At 69.1% G+C, this 18,406-nt stretch carries 24 protein-coding genes; 20 read left to right on the top strand and 4 right to left on the bottom strand.

Annotated elements, in window-relative coordinates; all coding sequences use genetic code 11:
• The first annotated feature begins 16 nt into the window (after nt 1–16).
• From L8H00_RS14730 to L8H00_RS14750, 5 genes are all read left to right on the top strand, one after another.
• The gene (locus L8H00_RS14730; RefSeq protein WP_242098105.1) at nt 17–304 is read left to right on the top strand and encodes a BolA family protein; all 288 of its coding nucleotides are present in this window, start codon (nt 17–19) and stop codon (nt 302–304) included.
• On the top strand, nt 304–1,011 hold the full coding sequence (locus L8H00_RS14735) for a glutathione S-transferase (protein WP_242098060.1): 708 nt from the start codon (nt 304–306) through the stop codon (nt 1,009–1,011). Before L8H00_RS14730 ends, L8H00_RS14735 begins: the two co-directional genes overlap by 1 nt.
• Nucleotides 1,008–1,466, top strand: coding sequence for an NUDIX domain-containing protein (locus tag L8H00_RS14740; RefSeq protein WP_347340743.1), 459 nt, complete (start codon nt 1,008–1,010; stop codon nt 1,464–1,466). Before L8H00_RS14735 ends, L8H00_RS14740 begins: the two co-directional genes overlap by 4 nt.
• On the top strand, nt 1,459–2,358 hold the full coding sequence (locus L8H00_RS14745; RefSeq protein WP_242098061.1) for a pirin family protein: 900 nt from the start codon (nt 1,459–1,461) through the stop codon (nt 2,356–2,358). Before L8H00_RS14740 ends, L8H00_RS14745 begins: the two co-directional genes overlap by 8 nt.
• 91 nt (nt 2,359–2,449) lie before the next feature.
• A complete protein-coding gene (locus L8H00_RS14750) occupies nt 2,450–3,334 on the top strand; it encodes an alpha/beta hydrolase (protein WP_242098062.1) in 885 nt (294 codons plus the stop codon).
• Between the two features lie 33 nt (nt 3,335–3,367).
• On the opposite strand, the gene L8H00_RS14755 is transcribed toward L8H00_RS14750, so the two are convergent.
• The gene (locus tag L8H00_RS14755) at nt 3,368–3,853 is read right to left on the bottom strand and encodes a ClpXP protease specificity-enhancing factor SspB (protein WP_242098063.1); all 486 of its coding nucleotides are present in this window, start codon (nt 3,851–3,853) and stop codon (nt 3,368–3,370) included.
• 73 nt (nt 3,854–3,926) lie between these two features.
• On the opposite strand from L8H00_RS14755, the gene hisB reads away from it, so the two are divergent.
• From hisB to L8H00_RS14795, 8 genes are all read left to right on the top strand, one after another.
• Nucleotides 3,927–4,514, top strand: coding sequence for an imidazoleglycerol-phosphate dehydratase HisB (gene hisB, locus L8H00_RS14760; protein WP_242098064.1), 588 nt, complete (start codon nt 3,927–3,929; stop codon nt 4,512–4,514).
• Nucleotides 4,511–5,122, top strand: a complete 612-nt coding sequence (gene hisH, locus L8H00_RS14765; RefSeq protein WP_242098065.1) for an imidazole glycerol phosphate synthase subunit HisH — start codon at nt 4,511–4,513, stop codon at nt 5,120–5,122. The genes hisB and hisH overlap by 4 nt, the downstream gene beginning before the upstream one ends.
• Nucleotides 5,119–5,868 (top strand): 1-(5-phosphoribosyl)-5-[(5-phosphoribosylamino)methylideneamino]imidazole-4-carboxamide isomerase, encoded by a 750-nt coding sequence (gene hisA, locus L8H00_RS14770; RefSeq protein WP_242098066.1) that lies wholly within the window; start codon nt 5,119–5,121, stop codon nt 5,866–5,868. The genes hisH and hisA overlap by 4 nt, the downstream gene beginning before the upstream one ends.
• Nucleotides 5,869–6,136: 268 nt before the next feature.
• Nucleotides 6,137–6,919 (top strand): imidazole glycerol phosphate synthase subunit HisF, encoded by a 783-nt coding sequence (hisF, locus tag L8H00_RS14775; protein ID WP_242098067.1) that lies wholly within the window; start codon nt 6,137–6,139, stop codon nt 6,917–6,919.
• 10 nt (nt 6,920–6,929) lie between these two features.
• Nucleotides 6,930–7,109, top strand: coding sequence for a hypothetical protein (locus tag L8H00_RS14780; RefSeq protein ID WP_242098068.1), 180 nt, complete (start codon nt 6,930–6,932; stop codon nt 7,107–7,109).
• A 32-nt stretch (nt 7,110–7,141) separates the two neighbouring features.
• Nucleotides 7,142–7,477: a phosphoribosyl-ATP diphosphatase gene (locus L8H00_RS14785; protein WP_242098069.1), complete on the top strand. Its 336-nt coding sequence runs from the start codon at nt 7,142–7,144 to the stop codon at nt 7,475–7,477.
• A gap of 2 nt (nt 7,478–7,479) precedes the next feature.
• Nucleotides 7,480–7,857, top strand: coding sequence for a histidine triad nucleotide-binding protein (locus L8H00_RS14790; protein WP_242098070.1), 378 nt, complete (start codon nt 7,480–7,482; stop codon nt 7,855–7,857).
• 90 nt (nt 7,858–7,947) lie between these two features.
• Complete coding sequence (locus tag L8H00_RS14795; protein WP_242098071.1) at nt 7,948–9,510, top strand: amino acid permease; 1,563 nt, start codon at nt 7,948–7,950, stop codon at nt 9,508–9,510.
• A gap of 176 nt (nt 9,511–9,686) precedes the next feature.
• Here the strand turns inward: L8H00_RS14795 and L8H00_RS14800 are convergent, their stop codons facing one another.
• Nucleotides 9,687–10,685 (bottom strand): adenosine kinase, encoded by a 999-nt coding sequence (locus tag L8H00_RS14800; protein WP_242098072.1) that lies wholly within the window; start codon nt 10,683–10,685, stop codon nt 9,687–9,689.
• Nucleotides 10,686–10,789: 104 nt separating this feature from the next.
• On the opposite strand from L8H00_RS14800, the gene L8H00_RS14805 reads away from it, so the two are divergent.
• From L8H00_RS14805 to L8H00_RS14815, 3 genes are all read left to right on the top strand, one after another.
• The gene (locus L8H00_RS14805; protein ID WP_242098073.1) at nt 10,790–11,464 is read left to right on the top strand and encodes an EI24 domain-containing protein; all 675 of its coding nucleotides are present in this window, start codon (nt 10,790–10,792) and stop codon (nt 11,462–11,464) included.
• On the top strand, nt 11,461–11,829 hold the full coding sequence (locus tag L8H00_RS14810; RefSeq protein WP_242098074.1) for a hypothetical protein: 369 nt from the start codon (nt 11,461–11,463) through the stop codon (nt 11,827–11,829). Before L8H00_RS14805 ends, L8H00_RS14810 begins: the two co-directional genes overlap by 4 nt.
• Nucleotides 11,830–11,959: 130 nt before the next feature.
• Nucleotides 11,960–12,829: a tyrosine-protein phosphatase gene (locus tag L8H00_RS14815; protein WP_242098075.1), complete on the top strand. Its 870-nt coding sequence runs from the start codon at nt 11,960–11,962 to the stop codon at nt 12,827–12,829.
• On the opposite strand, the gene queG is transcribed toward L8H00_RS14815, so the two are convergent.
• Nucleotides 12,826–14,037 carry a tRNA epoxyqueuosine(34) reductase QueG gene (gene queG, locus L8H00_RS14820; RefSeq protein WP_242098076.1) on the bottom strand — a complete coding sequence of 404 codons (1,212 nt, stop codon included), beginning with the start codon at nt 14,035–14,037 and terminating at the stop codon, nt 12,826–12,828. The genes L8H00_RS14815 and queG overlap by 4 nt on opposite strands.
• A 43-nt stretch (nt 14,038–14,080) precedes the next feature.
• Here queG and L8H00_RS14825 point away from each other — a divergent pair, with 43 nt between their 5' ends.
• Genes L8H00_RS14825 through L8H00_RS14835 form a run of 3 tightly spaced genes read left to right on the top strand, consistent with a single transcriptional unit; the run spans nt 14,081 to nt 17,506 of the window.
• Complete coding sequence (locus L8H00_RS14825) at nt 14,081–14,998, top strand: ATP-binding cassette domain-containing protein (RefSeq protein WP_242098077.1); 918 nt, start codon at nt 14,081–14,083, stop codon at nt 14,996–14,998.
• Nucleotides 14,995–16,224 (top strand): ABC transporter permease, encoded by a 1,230-nt coding sequence (locus L8H00_RS14830; RefSeq protein WP_242098078.1) that lies wholly within the window; start codon nt 14,995–14,997, stop codon nt 16,222–16,224. The genes L8H00_RS14825 and L8H00_RS14830 overlap by 4 nt, the downstream gene beginning before the upstream one ends.
• 46 nt (nt 16,225–16,270) lie before the next feature.
• Complete coding sequence (locus L8H00_RS14835; protein ID WP_242098079.1) at nt 16,271–17,506, top strand: cytochrome P450; 1,236 nt, start codon at nt 16,271–16,273, stop codon at nt 17,504–17,506.
• 9 nt (nt 17,507–17,515) lie between these two features.
• On the opposite strand, the gene L8H00_RS14840 is transcribed toward L8H00_RS14835, so the two are convergent.
• Nucleotides 17,516–17,794 carry a hypothetical protein gene (locus L8H00_RS14840; RefSeq protein WP_242098080.1) on the bottom strand — a complete coding sequence of 93 codons (279 nt, stop codon included), beginning with the start codon at nt 17,792–17,794 and terminating at the stop codon, nt 17,516–17,518.
• A gap of 108 nt (nt 17,795–17,902) precedes the next feature.
• Here L8H00_RS14840 and msrB point away from each other — a divergent pair, with 108 nt between their 5' ends.
• Nucleotides 17,903–18,397 carry a peptide-methionine (R)-S-oxide reductase MsrB gene (msrB, locus tag L8H00_RS14845; RefSeq protein WP_242098081.1) on the top strand — a complete coding sequence of 165 codons (495 nt, stop codon included), beginning with the start codon at nt 17,903–17,905 and terminating at the stop codon, nt 18,395–18,397.
• Nucleotides 18,398–18,406 lie beyond the last annotated feature (9 nt).

Below are 18,406 nucleotides of genomic sequence, written 5' to 3' on the forward strand. Positions count from 1 at the left end.
CCGGTATATGGGGATGATGATCGCACGCGCCACCTCGCCGCTCGCCGACGAAATCACCAGCCGTCTGACGCGGCTGCTCGATCCCACCAGCCTCCGCGTCACCAACGAGAGCGCGCTTCATGCCGGCCATATGGGCGACGACGGGACGGGCGAAACGCATTTCCGCGTCGAGATCGAATCCGCCTCGTTCGTCGGCCAGTCGCGCGTCGCGCGGCAGCGTCTGGTGAACAAAGCGCTCGCCGATTTGTTAGCGAACAACATCCACGCACTCGCCATCCAGGCCCGCGCTCCCGGAGAAGGATAATGCCCTACAAGCTCTGGTATTGGCCGACGATACCGGGGCGGGGCGAGTTCGTTCGTCTGGCGCTGGAAGCGGCGGGGATCGCCTATGACGACGCCGCACGCGCGGTCGGCGCGGAGGGCCTGATCGCCGACATGGCGGCGCGGCAGGGACGACGGCCATTCGCGCCGCCCTATATGGAGCTCGACGGGCTCATCATCGCGCAAGTCGCCAATATTCTGAACTATCTGGGCGAGCGGCATGGCCTCGCACCCTCTGGCATCGCGGACCGCGCGTGGCTCATGCAACTGCAATCGACCATCACCGACGTCGTGGCGGAGGTGCACGGCGTCCACCATCCCGTCGCCACATCGGCCTATTACGAAGACCAGAAGCCCGAAGCGGCGCGCGCGGCAACGCAGTTCCGCGCCGAGCGCATGCCCAAATTCCTCGGCTATTTCGAAGAGGCGATCGACGCCAATCCGGGCGACTGGACCATCGATCACCGCTGGACCTATGTCGACACATCGCTGTTCCAGCTGGTCGAGGGGCTGCGCTATATGTTCCCGAAGCGGATGGCGGCGATCGAGGGCGATTATCCCAACGTGATCCGCATCCATGATCAGGTGACCGAATTGCCCGGCATCCGCACCTATCTGAAGAGCGATCGCCGGCTGGCGTTCACCAACGACGGCATCTTCCGCCATTATCCCGAGCTGGATGGCGCGTGAGGGCGGCGCGACCGGCGGCGCGCATCCTGCTGGTCGATTCGCGCGGCCGCACTTTGCTGTTCCGCTTCACGCCGGCCGATCGTCCGCCTTTGTGGTGCACGCCGGGCGGCGCGGTGGACCCCGGCGAAAGCTATGCCGCCGCGGCCCGGCGCGAATTGTGGGAAGAGGTGGGCCTCGACCGGGATTGCGGGCCCGAGGTCGCCCGGCGGATCGTCGATTTCCGGACGTTCGAGGGGGTCGAGGTGACCGCCGACGAACGCTATTTCCGGATCGACATCGACCATTTCGACGTTGCGCCCGGCGCCTTGACCGAACTGGAGCGGACGTTGCTTGTCGGGCATCGCTGGTTTTCCAGAAACGAGATCGCGGCGCATGACGAAGTGATCTACCCCGCGGACCTGATCGCGTTGCTCGACGCCACCGAGCCGCCGCCACGGGACGACGCTCATGTTTGACGATTTCATTCTCCAGACCATCCTGCCCGTCACTCATGATCTGGGCGGCTTCAAGGTGCACCGCACCTTGCCGAGCAAGGCGCGGACGATGGTGGGGCCGTTCCTGTTCTTCGACCAGATGGGCCCGGCGCAGATGGGCGTGGGCGAAGGCATCGACGTTCGGCCGCATCCGCACATCAACCTGTCGACCGTCACCTATCTGTTCGACGGCGCGATCGATCACCGCGATTCGCTCGGCACCGCCGCGCGGATCGAGCCGGGCGCGGTCAATCTGATGACGGCGGGCCACGGCATCGTCCATTCCGAACGCTCTCCGGGCGACGCCCGGGCCGAAGGCCCGGTGCTGTCGGGCATCCAGACCTGGCTCGCCATGCCCGAGGCGGCCGAGGAAATGGACCCCGCCTTCGAGCATGTCGAGCGCGATCGCCTGCCGACGATCGACGCGCAGGGCGTGCGGGCGCGGATCATCATGGGATCGCTCTGGGGCCAGACCGCCCCGACCACCACGCATGCCGGCACCATCTATGCCGATCTCCTGCTCGAACCCGGTGCCGCGATCCCGATCGACGCGGCGGCGGAAGAGCGCGCGGTCTATCTCGCGATGGGCGAGGCGACGCTGGAGGGCGTGCCGCTCACCCCGCAGACGCTGTACGTGCTGCGGCCCGGCATCGCCGCCACGTTGCGTTCGGCAAGCGGCGGGCGGGCGATGCTGTGCGGGGGCGACGCCTTCACCACGCCGCGCCACGTCTGGTGGAATTTCGTCTCCTCGCGGCGTGACCGGATCGAACAGGCCCGCTGCGACTGGAATGCGGGGGCGTTCCCCAAGGTGCCCGGCGACGATCAGGAATGGATTCCGATCCCCGCCGTGCCCAAGACGGTCAGCTATCCCTGATCCGGCGCCTGCCGCTTGCGGGCGGGATCGGGCACGTTCATGATCGAACGACCCCAGGCGATATCGATCGCCGCGGGCGGGAGAGGAAGACATGGCCGACGGTCTCCAGCGCATAGCACTTGCCACCGGAGTCGAACTGGACGTGGCGGTGGCCGGCGATCCCGCCGCGCCGCCGATCATCCTGCTCCACGGTTTTCCTGAATCGCATCGCACCTGGCGGCACGTGATGCCCGATCTCGCGCGCGACCATTTCGTGCTGGCCCCCGATCAGCGCGGCTATGCCCGCTCGTCCAAGCCCGAGGGCGTCGCCGCCTATGCCGCTGATCGGATCGTGGCCGATCTGCTCGCGCTGGCGGATCATTTCGGGATCGCGCGTTTCACGCTCGTGGGGCATGATTGGGGCGGCGCGGTCGCCTGGATGGCGGCGCTGAAGCATCCGGATCGGGTGGCGCGGCTCGCGATCGTCAACGCGCCGCATCCGTTCGTCTTCCAGAAGACGATCTTCGACGAACCGGCGCAGCGCCGGGCGAGCCAATATATCCGCGCGTTCCGCGACACCGGCATCGACCAGGGCCTGGTCGGCGCGGGGCTGGAGCGGTTCCTCGGCACCACCTTCGCCAAGCATATCACCGGCCCGATCGCGGGCGAGGACAAGGCTGCCTATCTCGACGAATGGAGCCAGCCCGGCGCGATGACCGGCATGCTCAACTGGTATCGCGCGAGCGCGGTGATCGTCCCCGCCATGGACGAGACACCCGAACGCCCGGGCTTTCTCGACGGCCCCTTCCCGCCGACGCAGATGCCGGTGCTCGCGATCTGGGGCATGCAGGACACAGCGCTGCTGCCGAGCCAGCTCGAAGGGCTGGCCGACCATGTGCCGGACCTGACCGTCGCGAAGGTGGACGCCGGGCATTTCGTGCCCTGGGAAAAGCCGGACGCGGTGATCGCCGCGCTGCGGCGCTGGCTGCCCGAGTAAGCCGGCGGTCCGGCACCTTACGCCGGCCCCGGACTATTTCTTCCGCTTGAAATCCACCGCGACGACATTCGAGCCGTCCTCGACGGGCACCGCCGTCGGGCCGTCATTCTCGGCCGAGTCGTGCGGCTCGGGCCCATCGTCGGGGCCCTCCTGCGCCTGGAAGCGCAGCTCGAAATTGACCGCGGGGTCGTGGAAGCCGGTGATCGCCGAATAGGGCACCACCAGTTTGGACGGCACCTGGTTGAAGCTCAGGCCCACCGAGAAGCGCGAATCGTCCACCAGCAGATCCCAGTACCGGTTCTGCAGGACGATCGTCATCTCGTCGGGGAACCGTTCCATCAGCCGCTGCGGGATGTCGACGCCCGGCGCCTGCGTCTTGAACGTGATGTAGAAATGATGCTCGCCGGGCAGGCCGCCGCTTTCGGCGACGCTGCCGAGCACACGGCCGACGACCGCGCGCAGCGCCTCCTGCACGATTTCGTCATAGGGAATCAGGCTGTCGGGCATTCCGTCGGTCATGCCCCTTGGACTAGCGGGGTTTGGGGGGCGGTCAAGATTGCATGGTGCGGCAGGGCCGTTATGAACGGCGGCCATGCGCATCGCCACGATCAACCGCTCCACCGCCGAGACCCGGATCGACGTCACGGTGAACCTCGACGGCACCGGCGCGTACCGAATCGCGACCGGCATCGGCTTTCTCGACCACATGCTCGAACAGCTTTCGCGCCATTCGCTGATCGATCTCGACGTGAGCGTGGCGGGCGACCTGCACATCGACGGGCACCACACCACCGAGGATTCGGCGATCGCGATCGGCGAGGCGGTGGCCAAAGCGCTCGGCGACAAGCGCGGCATCCGCCGCTATGGCGACGCGCTCTCGCCGATGGACGAGACGCTCACCCGCGTCGCGCTCGACATTTCGGGCCGTCCCTGGCTGGTGTGGAAGACCGCGTTCACGATGAACCGCCTGGGCGATCTCGACACCGAGCTGATCGAACATTGGTTCCACAGCTTCGCGCAGGCCGCCGGGATCACGCTCCACGTCGAGACGCTGTACGGGCAGAACAACCACCATATCGTCGAGAGTGCGTACAAGGGCCTCGCGCGGGCCCTGCGCATCGCGGTCGAGATCGATCCGCGCAAGGCGGACGCGATCCCGTCGACCAAGGGCGTGCTGTGACGGGGAGCGTTGCGCTGATCGATTACGGCGCGGGCAACCTCCATTCGGTCGAGAATGCGTTGCGCGCCGCCGGTGCCGCGGACGTGGCGGTGACCGCCGATCCGGAGGTGGTCGCGAAGGCCGACCGGATCGTGCTGCCCGGCGTCGGCGCGTTCGGGGCGTGTGCGGCGGCGCTGCGCGGCGTACCCGGCATGATCGAGGCGATGGAGACGCGCGTGCGGCGCGAGGCAGCGCCGTTCCTGGGCATCTGCGTCGGCATGCAGCTGATGGCGGACACCGGCGAGGAGATGGGCATTCATGCCGGCCTCGGCTGGATCGCGGGCACCGTGCGGCGGCTCGATCCGGCGCGCAAGTTGGCGAAGGTGCCACATATGGGATGGAATGATGTAGCACCCAAACTGTCCCATCCGCTGATCGCGGCGGGCGAGGCCTATTTCCTCCACAGCTATGCCTTCGACGGGGCCGACGTGATCGCGACCACCGACCATGCCGGCCCCGTCACCGCCGCGATCGCGCGCGACACGATGGTGGGCGTGCAATTCCATCCCGAGAAGAGCCAGCGCTACGGCCTGGCCCTGCTCGAACGCTTTCTGGAGTGGCGGCCGTGAGCCTCATCGTCTTTCCCGCGATCGACCTGAAGGCAGGCCAGGTCGTCCGCCTCGCCGAGGGCGATATGGACCGCGCCACCGTCTATGGCGACGATCCCGCCGCGCAGGCGATGCTCTTCGCCGGGGCCGGGGCGCAGCATCTGCACGTCGTCGATCTCGACGGCGCGTTCGCGGGCAATTCGGTCAACGGCGAGGCGGTGAAGGCGATCGTCGAACGCTTTCCCGGCCATGTCCAGCTGGGCGGCGGGATCCGCACCCGGGCCAGCGTCGAGCGCTGGTTCGACCTGGGCGTGGCGCGCGTGGTGATCGGCACTGCGGCTCTGGAGGATCCCGAATTCGTCCGCGCCGCTGCACGTGACTTTCCCGGCGGGATCGTCGTGGCGGTGGACGCGAAGGACGGCATGGTCGCCACCAAGGGCTGGGCCGACGTCTCGACCGTCTCCGCCACCGATCTCGCGCGCCGGTTCGAGGATGCGGGCGTGGCCGCGCTGCTGTTCACCGATGTGGGCCGCGACGGCATGCTGAAGGGCTGCAACGTCGAGGCGACGGTCGATCTAGCACGCGCGGTGGCGATCCCGGTCATCGCGAGCGGCGGCGTGAAGGGGATCGGCGACATCCACGTGCTGGCGCTCCACGCCCGCGCCAAGGATGGAAACGGGGGCGTGGAGGGCGTCATCACCGGCCGGGCACTGTACGACGGCCGCCTCGACCTGGCGGCGGCGCTGAGCGTGGCGGCGGCGGCGTGAGCGTTCACGCGGAGGCGCGGAGGCGCGGAGCGCCGGTAGCACTGTGGGCGAGTTCTCGCGCTAAGACGCGAAGACGCGAAGAGGTTCTTCGCGGCGCAGCCGCCTCGATTTTTACGGCAGCGGACGCCCCGTTCGGAGCGAAGAGCGACCGCGAAGCACCCCCACCCTCTTTGCGTCTTCGCGTCTTCGCGCGAACACCCTGCCTGCGGCGCAACGCCCCCCTCCGCGCCTCCACGCCTCCGCATGGACCCTCATCGGAGCACCGCCCATGACCGTCCGCGCGCGCGTGATCCCGTGTCTCGACGTGGCGAACGGCCGCGTGGTGAAGGGTGTGAACTTCGTGGCGCTGCGCGATGCGGGCGATCCGGTCGAACAGGCGCGCGCCTATGATGCGGCGGGCGCGGACGAATTGTGCTTCCTCGACATCACCGCCACGCACGAGGCGCGCGGCACGATCCTTGACGTCGTGCGGCGCACCGCGGCGGTGTGCTTCATGCCGCTGACCGTCGGCGGCGGAGTGGGCGGGATCGACGATGCGCGCGCACTTCTGCTGGCGGGCGCTGACAAGGTGGCGGTCAATTCCGCCGCGGTGGCGCGGCCCGAGCTGGTCGGCGAGATGGCCGAGCGGTTCGGCAGCCAGTGCGTCGTCGCCTCGATCGATGCGCGCCGCTCGGGCGAAGGCTGGGAGGTGTTTACGCATGGCGGGCGGCGCGGCACCGGGATCGACGCGGTGGCGCACGCGATCCGGCTGGCCGAACTGGGCGCGGGCGAGCTGCTCGTCACCTCGATGGACCGCGACGGCACGCGCGGCGGCTACGACCTGGCGCTGACGCGCATGATCGCCGATCGCACCGGCGTGCCCGTCGTGGCGAGCGGCGGCGTGGGCGGCCTGGACGATCTCGTCGCGGGGATCGTCGAAGGCGGTGCCTCGGCCGTGCTCGCCGCGTCGATCTTCCATTTCGGCGAAGCGTCGATCGGCGAGGCGCACGCCGCACTCGCCGCCGCGGGCGTGCCGGTGCGCACGCCGCTCGCCGGCACGCACACGGGCTGACGGCCGGGCCATGCGCGCGCTTCCCGCCCTTCTGCTCGCCGCCCGCGCAGACGCGGTCCAATCGGGGCATAGCGGCGTCGCGCATCCCCGCACCGGGCCCGAGATTTCGGATTTCGCGCTGTTCGCCTGCGCGGCGATCGGCGTGTGGCTGGTGCGCCGGGCGCTGCGCGCGCGCTTCCGCAAGGATTGACCGCCTCCGCCGCTTGCGCCAGCAGGAGCGTCATGAGCGACGACAGCTTCGACCGCCTGGAAGCCACCATCCGCGCGCGCCGCGATGCGCCGGCCAAGACCTCCTACACCGCCAGCCTGTTCGCCCGCGGCCGCGCCAAGATCGCGCAGAAGCTGGGCGAGGAGGCGGTCGAGACGGTGATCGCGGCGATGGGCGACTCGCCCGCCGCGATCGTCCCCGAGGCCGCCGATCTGATGTTCCATCTCGCCGTGCTGCTGGCGGACGCCGGGCTGTCGCTCGACGACGTGCGCGCCGAACTGACGCGGCGCGAGGGGCTGTCGGGAATCGCCGAGAAGGCCGCCCGCGCGAAGGCCATTACCGGGGATTGACCATGCCGATCGACGCCACGCTGCCCTATGACGACCAGAACGTCTTCGCGCGGATCCTGCGCGGCGAGATCCCGTCGCGGCGGGTGTATGAGGACGAATGGGCGATCGCCTTCCACGATCTGGCGCCCCAGGCACCGACGCACCTGCTCGTCATCCCGCGCGGCGCCTATGTCTCGTGGGACGATTTCAGCGCGCGTGGGAGCGAGGCGGAGATCGCCGGCTTCGTCCGCGCGGTAGGCCAGGTGGCGCGCGCGGCCGGGCTGGTCGCGCCCGGCTATCGGCTGCTCGCCAACACCGGGCCGCATGCCGGGCAGGAAGTGCCGCATCTCCACGTCCACCTGTTCGGTGGCGCGGCGCTCGGGCCAATGCTGGCGCGCTGAACGCCGGGGATTGCGTTGACGGGTTTTGCCACTAGGCTCGACCGCTTAACCGGAAGTGGCGGCCGCCGGGGGGTGGCCAAGGGAGATTTGATGGCAGAACCCGCACACGGGCTTCTCGCACGCATGATGCTTCGCAAGACGGTCGAGCAGGTGCAGCGCGAATCCGAGACGAGCGAACTCAAGCGCACGCTGGGGCCCTGGAACCTGGTGTTCCTCGGCATCGGCTGCATTATCGGCGCGGGCATCTTCGTCCGCACGGGCAGCGCGGCGTCGCTCCACGCCGGGCCTGCGGTGCTGCTGTCGTTCCTGATCGCGGGCGTGATCTGTGCGCTGGCCGGGCTCTGCTATGCCGAGCTGTCGTCCACCCTTCCCGTGTCAGGCTCCGCCTATACCTATAGCTATGCGACGGTGGGCGAGTTCGCGGCCTGGATCATGGGCGCGCTGCTGCTGCTCGAATATGGTCTGGCGGCATCGGTCGTGGCGGTCGGCTGGGGTGGCTATGTCGTCAGCCTGCTGGGCGATTTCGGCATCGTCATTCCGCCCGAGCTGACCGGCCCGGCCGGCTATCCGATCCTGAAGGACGGCGTGGCCGTGCTCGGCGCGAACGGCCAGCCGCTGCACACGCTCTTCAACCTGCCCGCCTTCCTGATCTGCGCGGTGCTCGCCTGCCTGCTCGTCGTCGGCGTGTCGGAAAGCGCGAAGGTGAACAACATCATCGTCGCGGTTAAGATGACGGTGATCGTGGCCTTCATCCTGATCGTCGGCTGGTACGTGATCGAGCATATCGACACGCTGAAACAGAACTGGACGCCGTTCATCCCCGAGAACAACGGCAACAAGGGCGAGTTCGGCTGGAGCGGCATCATCCGCGCGGCGTCGATCGTGTTCTTCGCCTATATCGGCTTCGAAGCGGTCTCGACCGCGGGCCAGGAGGCCAAGGACCCCAAGAAGGACATGCCGATCGGCATCATCGGCTCGCTGGTGGTCTGCACGATCCTCTACATCCTCGTCTCGATCGTGATGACGCTGGTGGTCAACTACAAGATGCTGAACGTGCCCGATCCGGTCGCCGTCGCGGTCGACGCGCTGGGGCCGCAATGGGCCTGGTTCGCCAAGCTGGTGAAGGCTGGCGCGATCGTCGGGCTCACCTCGGTCGTGCTGGTGCTGATGTACGGCCAGACGCGCATCTTCTACACGATGGCGCGCGATGGCCTGTTGCCGCGCGTGTTCGCGACGGTGCACCCGAAGTTCAAGACGCCGTGGGTCAACACGATCGTCGTCGGCATCATCACTGGCGTCGCCGCGGCGATCTTCGACATCAACGCGCTGGGCGACATGACCTCGGTCGGCACGCTCCTGGCGTTCGCGATCGTCTGCCTGTCGGTGATCTGGCTGCGGCGCACGCATCCCGAACTGCCGCGCGGTTTCGTCGTGCCCTTCTATCCGGTGCTGCCGGCGCTCGGCATCATCTCGTGCATCTGGCTCATCAGCGGCATCGAGTGGAACGTGCTGGTGTTCTTCTTCTGGTATGCGGTCGCCGCGATCGTGCTGTATTTCGTGTACGGCATGCGCAACAGCCGGCTGTACCACGGCGTGGACGACAATGGCCGGCCGCTGGGCGGCGCGATGGCGCCTCCGGGGGTGCAGCCCTGATCGCCGGACCGGTGGTTTGAGAAAAAGGGCCGCGGGAGAATGCTCCCGCGGCCCTTTTCGTTTGGTCGTCCCGAACCCGTTCCCCGGCGAAGGCCGGGGCCCAGTTGAGAAGGCCGTGGTGGATCATCACCAAGCTTCACCCACCTGGGCCCCGGCTTCCGCCGGGGAACCAAATTTCACCCTAGCCGGCTGGCCGCCAGCGCCTTCAGGTCCACCTGCGGCCGCGCGCCGACATGGCTGATGATCTCGGCCGCGCAGATCGCGCCCAGCGTCAGCGACGCGTCCAGGCCGTGGCCCTGCGCTTGGCCGTGGAGGAAGCCCGCGGCGAACAGGTCGCCCGCGCCCGTGGTGTCCACCACCTTGGCGATCGGCTGCGCGGCGACGGTGCCGCGCGTTCCGTTCTGGATCGCGCACGCGCCCTGCTCCCCGCGCGTGACAACCAGGGTCGGCACCTGCGCCGAGACCTGCGCCAGCGCCCCCTCGAAATCCGCGCCGCCCGCCAGCGCCAGCAGCTCGGCCTCGTTGGCGAACAGGATGTCGATCAGCCCGTCGGCGATCAGCTTGCGGAAATCGTCGCCGTGGCGGCTGATGCAGAAGGTGTCGCTCAAGGTGAACGCCACCTTGCGGCTGGCCTTGCGCGCCACCTCGATCGCGGCGCGCATTGCGGCGCGCGGCTCCTCGGGATCCCACAGATAACCCTCGAGATACAGGATCGCCGCGTCGGCGATCAGCGTGCGGTCGAGCGCCGATTCGGGCAGGAACTGCGAGGCGCCGAGGAACGTGTTCATCGTACGCTGGCCATCGGGCGTTACGAAGATCAGGCAGCGCGCGGTCGTCGGCTCACCGGCGCGGACCGCGGTGTCGAACTGGATGCCGACCGAGCGGATGTCGTGCGCGAACACCTCGCCCAGCTGATCGTCCGCCACCTGGCCGATGAAGCCGCACTTGCCGCCCAGCGCCGCGATCCCTGCGACGGTGTTCGCCGCCGAACCGCCGCTCGCCTCCAGCCCCGGGCCCATCTTGGCATAGAGCGCATCGGCCTCGCCGGGCGAGAACATGAGCTGCATCGAGCCCTTCGTCATGCCCTCGGCGGCGAGGAAAGCGTCATCGGCCTGTGCCAGGATGTCGACGATGGCGTTGCCGATCGCGACGACGTCATAGGTGGGGGTGCTCAAGGCGCTCTCCGATGCAGCGATAAAGCCGCCGCCGTAGAGGGCGCCCACCCCGCGCGCAACCGAACGCGTTGACGCGCGCGGGCGCACGTTCCAAGCCGCCCGGCATGTTCCGCGCGCTCGCCCTGTCGCTGGCGCAGCTCGGCGATCCGCCGATCCTGCGCGTGTTCGCCAAATCCATGGCGCTGACGCTCGCGCTCTTCGCCGTGCTGGGCTTGGGCCTCTGGTACGGCGTGCGCGGGCCGATCGAAGACCTGATCGGCGAACGCGCGGATACGCTGGCGGGCGCGGTGGCGGTAGCGATTGACGCGGTCGCGCTGTGGCTGTTGTTCCGGGCGGTCGCCATCCCCGTCATCGGCATCTTCGCCGACGAGGTGGTCGCCGCGGTGGAGGCGCGCCACTATCCGGACGCGCTCGCCACCGCGCGGCCGGTGTCGAAGCCGCGCGCCGCCTGGATGGGGCTCGGATCGGGCCTGCGCGCGCTGCTGGTCAATCTCGTCCTGCTGCCCGTCTATTTGGCCCTGCTGGTGACGGGGGTGGGCACGGCGATCGCGTTCATCGTCGTCAATGGCTGGCTGCTCGGCCGCGATCTCGGCGACATGGTGGCCGCGCGCCATCTGTCGGGTGCGGCGCTCCGGGGCTGGCGCCGGTCGAGCCGAGGCGGTCGGTTCCTGATCGGGGTTGCGGATGCGGCGCTGTTCGTGGTTCCGCTGGCCAATCTCGTGGCGCCCGTGCTGGGCGCGGCGATGATGACCCATATCTTCCACCGGAGGCGGACGTGACGCGCAATCTGTGGCCTCTGCTCGCGACGGCAGGCGCGCTCGCGGCCTGCGGGCCCGTCGCCCCCCCGGTGGCGATCGGGCAGCGCGTGGCCGTTCCCTATACCAGCGTCGGGCTGGAGCGCGTGATCGGCCAGAACGCGGCCGGGCTGGTGCAATTGTTCGGCACGCCCGATGCCGACGTGCGCGAGGGGAGCGCGCGCAAGCTGCAGTTCCAGGGGCGGTTCTGCGTGCTCGACGCCTATCTCTATCCCAAGAGCGGCGCGGAGCCCCGCGTCACCTATCTCGACGCGCGCGAACCCGATGGCAGCACGATCGACCGCGCGAGCTGCGTCGCCGCGCTCACCCGGCGCGAGGGCGGGAAGTGAGACGATAGGCTGCGCACGGTCACGCGGCTCCTGGCAGCCCGTTTCCACCGATGTCCGAGACGGCGCGGCCGAAAACGATATTCGGCGGGGTCACCCGGAAGTCATGAGAACGTAGCGCACCCGAAACGATATGGCGTCATCGCCCCTGTCGAACAGGGGGAAAGCATGTCCATCAGAAATCGCCGATCCATCGCTTTGCTCGCCGCGACTGCCGCGGGTATCCGCTGCCGCGCCCGCGCCGCATGATCGGCTACTGCCGCTTGAAGGCGGTCGCAACTTCCGCGATCTGGGCGGCTATCGCACCACCGATGGACGTCATGTGAAATGGGGCCTGCTGTTCCGCTCCGGATCGATGCACGGACTGACCCCGCGCGACTATGCCGATCTCGCTAAGCGCGGCATCCGCATCGTGTGCGATTTCCGCGACGTCCGCGAGCGGCGCGAGGAGCCGGTGAACTGGCCCGGAAAAAACCCGCCGCGCGTGCTCAGCGAAGATTATCGGCTCGACAATGCGGGCTTCATGCCGGCGGGCGATCCCAAGAGCTGGACCGCCGAACAGGCACGCGCCGCGATGACCGCCGGCTATCCGCGCATGCTCGACCCATTTCGCGGCCAGTACCGGCGGATGTTCGCCGAGCTGCTTGCCGGCGATGCGCCGCTGGCCTTCAACTGTTCGGCCGGCAAGGACCGCACGGGCATCGCCGCCGCGTTGCTCCTGACCGCCCTGGGCGTGCCCCGCGCGACCGTGATCGACGATTATCTGCTCACCAACCGCTATCTCGACCCGCGCAAGCTGATCGCTCAGGCGGGGAATGCCGGTCCACTGGCGGCGATGCCGCCCGCCGCCGCGCAGGCGATGATGGCGGCCGATCGACGCTACATCGAAGCCGCGTTGAAGGTGGTCGATACGCATGCCGGCGGCGCGGCGGGTTGGCTTCGCGACGACATGGGGCTGTCCGCCGCGGACATCGCCAAGCTGCGCGGGATGTATCTGGACTAAAATCCGCGCCGCGGTTCGACGGTTTTACCTTGCTCCGTTCGCCCTGAGGTTGTCGAAGGGCCCGTGCCGCACGTGGGCAACAGCCCCTCCCACTCCCCAACCACCCCCGCATCCCCCTCGCCCGCGATCCGCGCCCCTCGCTCCACCCGCCACCGCGCGGGATCGAGGCGGGCCAGCGCCCACACCGCCGTCCCGCGCACCACCGGGGCGGGATCGTCGAGCAGCGCGGCCACCGGGCCGGCGAGCGCGGCCTGGCCGCCATTGCCGGCCGCGATCAGCGCGTTGCGGGTCATCCGGTCGCGGCCGATGCGCTTGATCGGCGAGCCGGCGAACACCTGGCGGAACCCCGCATCGTCCAGCGCGAGCAGGTCGGCGAGTTCGGGCGCGGCGAGTTCGGCGCGGGGCGCGAAGGCGAGGTTCGCGGCGGCCGCGGCGGCGAACTTGTTCCAGGGGCAGACCGCCAGGCAATCGTCGCAGCCATAGATGCGGTTGCCGATCCCGGTGCGCAGATCGGGCGGGATCGGCCCGGCATGTTCGATCGTCAGATAGGAGATGCAGCGCCGCGCATCGAGCCGATAGGGGGCGGGGAAGGCGTCGGTCGGGCACGCGCGCTGGCAGGCGTCGCATGATCCGCACGCGCCGCCGCCCGGCGCATCGGGCGTGAGATCGTGCGTGGTGTAGATCGCGCCGAGGAACAGCCAGGAGCCGTGCGCGCGGCTGACGAGATTGGTGTGCTTGCCCTGCCACCCCAGCCCCGCCGCCTCCGACAGCGGCTTTTCCATCACCGGCGCGGTGTCGACGAACACCTTCAGATCGGCGCCCGATTCCACCGCGAGCCAGCGCCCCAGCGCCTTCAGCGCGCGCTTCATGACGTCGTGATAATCGCCACCCTGCGCATAGACCGAGATGCGGCCGACATCCCCCGCGTCCGCCAGCCGCAGCGGATCCTCGGCGGGCGCATAGCTCATGCCGAGCGCGACGACGCTGCGCACCGCCGGCCAGAGCGCCGCCGGGCTCTCGCGCTGGTGTGCGCGTTCGGCCATCCAGATCATGTCGCCGTGCCGCCCCTCGGCCAGCCACTGGTGCAGCCGCACCCCCGCCATCGGCGCCGCATCGCCGCGCGCGATGCCGCAGGCGACGAAACCGAGTTCGGCGGCCTTCGCCTTGATCCGCGCTTCCAGGCCCAACGGGAGGTTGTGTTCGTCCACGCGAACCCGCTACCACAGGCGCCGTGGTCGGGGGAATTGGCGCGTGGCGAACGGGTTGGCGGTGAGTGCCACGGGGCTGGTGAAGCGGTTCGGCGACCGGCGGGTGGTCGACGGGCTCGACCTGGCGGTGCCTTACGGTGCGATCTACGGCGTGCTCGGCCCCAATGGTGCGGGCAAGACGACCAGCCTGCGCACCCTGCTCGGCATCCTCGAACCGGATGAGGGCGCGCGCGAGCTGCTCGGCCACTCCTCGCCCAGGGATGCCAGCGACCGGGTCGGCTATCTGCCCGAGGAGCGCGGCCTGTATCCGCAGATGAAGGCGCGCGACGCGATCGCGTTCATGGGCGCGCTGCGCGGGCTCGATCGCAAGACGGGGCGCGCCCGCGCCGCGGTGCTGATGGAGGCGGCAGGCCTGGGCCATGCGGTCGACAGCAAGATCCGCAAATTGTCCAAGGGCATGGCGCAGCTCGTCCAGCTGCTCGGCTCGGTGGTGCACCAACCCGATCTGCTGGTCCTCGACGAGCCCTTTTCGGGGCTCGACCCGGTCAACCAGGAGCGGCTGGAGGCGCTGATCCTCGCCGAACGCGATCGGGGCGCGACCGTGCTGTTCTCGACGCATGTGATGGCGCATGCCGAGCGGCTGTGCGACCGGCTGGCGATCATCGCCGGCGGCCGGCGGCGGTTCGAGGGGACGGTGGACGACGCGCGCGGGCTGCTGCCGCAACGCGTGCTGTATCGCCCCAGCCGCACCGACGCGGCGGTCGCTGCCGATCTGCCGCGGGATGCGGTGGCCGAAGGCGAGGCGTGGCGCTTCGAGCTGCCGGCGGACGGGATCGAGCCGCTGCTCGTCCGGCTGATCGATGCGGGTCACGGCATCGCCGGCCTGTCGATCGAACGGCCGGGGTTGCACGAGGCGTTCGTCCGCATCGTCGGTGACCAGGCGGTGGAGACGGTGCGATGAGCCGCGTGTCGCGCACCCTGCGCCAGACGCTGACGATCGCGCGGCGCGATTTCATCGCCACCGTCTTCACGCCGATCTTCCTCCTCTTCCTCTTCGCGCCCGTCATCATGGGATCGTTCGGCGCGATCGGCGGCCTGGGCGCGGCGAGCGTGGCGGACGGCGGGCCCGAGCGCAGCCGGATCGTGGCGATCGTGCCCGTGCCGCTCGCGCGCCCGATCGCCGAGGTCGACACGCGGCTGCGCGGCGTGTTCCGCCCCGACGAGCAGCCGCCGGGCCTCACCACCCTCGCGCCCGCCGCCAATGCGGCGGCGCAGGCGCATGCGGCGTTCCGCGCGCGCGATTACGATGCGGCGGCGGTGCTGTACGGGCCGCTCGATCGCCCGCACATCCTCTATGGCGCACGCGGGGATCGCGCGGCCGAATATCTGGTGACGCTCGCGCAGGCGACGCTGGCGGCGCAGCGGCTGGGCGGCGCGCTGCCCGTGGTGACGCCGGTGCGCATCCCCGTCGTCCGCGCGGCCCCCACGCGCGGCGGGCGGCACCAATCGGCGTTCTTCGCGGTCTTCGGCATCTTCTTCCTGACGCTGTTCCTGGCGGGGCAGGTGGTCGGCACGATGGCGGAGGAGCGCAACAACAAGGTGATCGAGATCCTGGCCGCCGCGGTGCCGCTCGAATCGGTGTTCCTGGGCAAGCTGCTCGGCATGTTCGGCGTGGCGGTGCTGTTCGTCGCCTTCTGGGCGACGGTCGTCGGGCAGATCGGCATGCTGATGCCGCCGTCGATCCATGGCGCGCTTGGCGAACTGCGCCCCGCGGTGGGCACGCCCGTCTTCACCGGCTTGTTCATCGTCTATTTCACGATGGCGTATCTGCTGCTCGGCTCGGTGTTCCTCGCGGTGGGTGCGCAGGCGACCACGCCGCGCGAGATCCAGATGCTGTCGCTGCCGATCACGATCCTGCAGGTGGCGATGTTTGCGCTGGCGTCGGCTGCCGTGCACGCACCGGGAAGCTGGGTGGCGACGCTGGCCGAGACGTTCCCGCTCTCCTCCCCCTTCGCCATGGCGGGCCATGCCGCCAACGCGCCGGGGCTGTGGCCGCATGCCGCCGCAATCGCGTGGCAGGCGCTGTGGGTGGCGATCTTCATCGCGATCGGCGCGCGGATGTTTCGCCGCGGCGTGCTGCAATCGGGCAGCGCGAGGCCACGGTGGCGGCGCGCCAAGGCCAATTGACAGGGATGTCAGTTGTCGCCCATCCTCGTCCCGAGGAGAGCGGACGATGGCGACTTTGGCGACCGACGTGCAGGCCGGGATCGATCCGCTCGACGTAAGCCGGGCCGAACTCTACCGCGACGACCTATGGCAGGCGCCCTTCGCCCGGCTGCGCGCCGAGGCGCCGGTGCACCACGTCGCCGACAGCGATTACGGACCCTATTGGTCGATCTCCAGCTACAAGGGGATCGTCGAGGTCGAATCGCTCCCCGATCTCTATTCGTCGGAAGCCGGCGGGATCACGCTCGCCGATTTCCTGCCCGACAGCGACGTGCGCATGCCGATGTTCATCGCGCGCGACCGGCCCGTCCACACCCAGCAGCGGCGCACCGTCGCGCCCGCCTTCACGCCGTCCGAGATGGCGCGGATGGCTGCCGACATCCGCGCGCGCACCGCCGAGATCCTCGATGCGCTGCCCCAGGGCGAGACGTTCGACTGGGTGGCGACGGTGTCGGTCGAGCTGACGACGCAGATGCTCGCCATCCTGTTCGACTTTCCCTGGGAGGACCGCGCGAAGCTCACCTTATGGTCCGATTGGGCGGGCGACATCGAACTCATCAAGACACCCGAGCTGCGCCGCCAGCGGTTGGAGCACATGTTCGCCTGCGGCGCCTATTTCCAGCAATTGTGGGACGCCAAGGTCGGGCAGGCCCCCACCCCCGACCTGATCTCGATGATGATCCATTCGGATGCGATGAGCCATATGGATCATCACGAATTCCTCGGAAACCTGATCCTGCTGATCGTCGGCGGCAACGACACGACGCGCAATTCGATGTCGGCACTGGCTTACGGCCTCGATCGCTTTCCCGATGCGCGCGCGAAGCTGGAGGCGGATCCGGGGCTCATCCCTAACACGGTGCAGGAGATCGTCCGCTGGCAGACGCCGCTCGCGCATATGCGGCGCACCGCGACGCGCGACACCGAGCTGATGGGGCAGACGATCCGCGAGGGCGACAAGCTGGCGCTTTGGTATATCTCCGCCAACCGCGACGAGACGGTGTTCGGCGACGATGCCGACGCGATCCGGGTCGATCGACCCAACGCGCGGCGGCACCTGGCGTTCGGCCACGGCATCCACCGTTGCGTCGGCGCGCGCCTGGCCGAAATGCAGATCGGCATCCTGCTGGAGGAAATGGCGAAGCGGCGGTTGCGCGTGAACGTAGTGGACGAGCCGACGCGCGTCGCGGCCTGCTTCGTGCACGGCTATCGCGCACTGCCGGTAGAGATCGGCCGCTATTGAGCGGCAGGCTCAGTTCGGCTTGACGATCTCCGCACGCATCGGCTCGTCGGCGCCCGAACAATCGCCACCACTGCGCGCGACCGCGGGCGGCTTCACGCGGCCCATTGTCCAATTGGCCTGCATCCGCACACGCGGGTTGGGCGCGCACCAGATTTCCCCGGTGTCGTTGATCGCGGTCACCCAGATCAGGTTGTGCTCCTGCCCGTAATCGATCACCGCGATCGCGAATCCCGCGCCCTTGTCGAGCACATGGACGGGGATCGGCGGTTCAAGCTGCTGGAAACTCATGGGGACGCTCCGGTGATACCCCCCTCAAGCGCGCGTCGCCGCATCGGGTTCCACCGGCATCTTCCGGCGCGTCGCGGCGTACCTATATGCCGACGTATGGAGAGCCCGATGACCGATCACGACCGCCGCCAATTCCTCACGCTCGCGGGAACGGGCACCGCCGCGTTCGTGCTGTTCGGGTGCACCGGCAGCCCGGCGCGCGCCGAGAGCTTCGCGGTGACGCACAGCGATGCGGAGTGGCGCAAGCGCCTGTCGCCCGCCGCCTACGACACATTACGCCACGAGGGCACCGAGCGGCCCTTTTCGTCGCCGCTGAACGGCGAGCATCGCGCAGGGATCTTCGCGTGCGGGGGCTGCGCGCTGCCGGCCTTTTCCTCGAAGACCAAGTTCGAGAGCGGCACCGGCTGGCCGAGCTTCTGGGCGCCGCTGCCGAACGCGGTGCGCACGCGCGACGATTCGTCGCTGGGGATGAGCCGCACCGAAGTGCATTGCAGCCGGTGCGGCGGGCATCTCGGCCATGTGTTCGACGATGGGCCGAAGCCCACCGGCAAACGCTATTGCATGAACGGCGTGGCGCTGACCTTCCGGCCGGGCGCCGCCTGAAACGGTTCG

The sequence above is a fragment of the Sphingomonas sp. CROZ-RG-20F-R02-07 genome (assembly GCF_022662335.1).
Lineage (GTDB): Bacteria > Pseudomonadota > Alphaproteobacteria > Sphingomonadales > Sphingomonadaceae > Sphingomonas.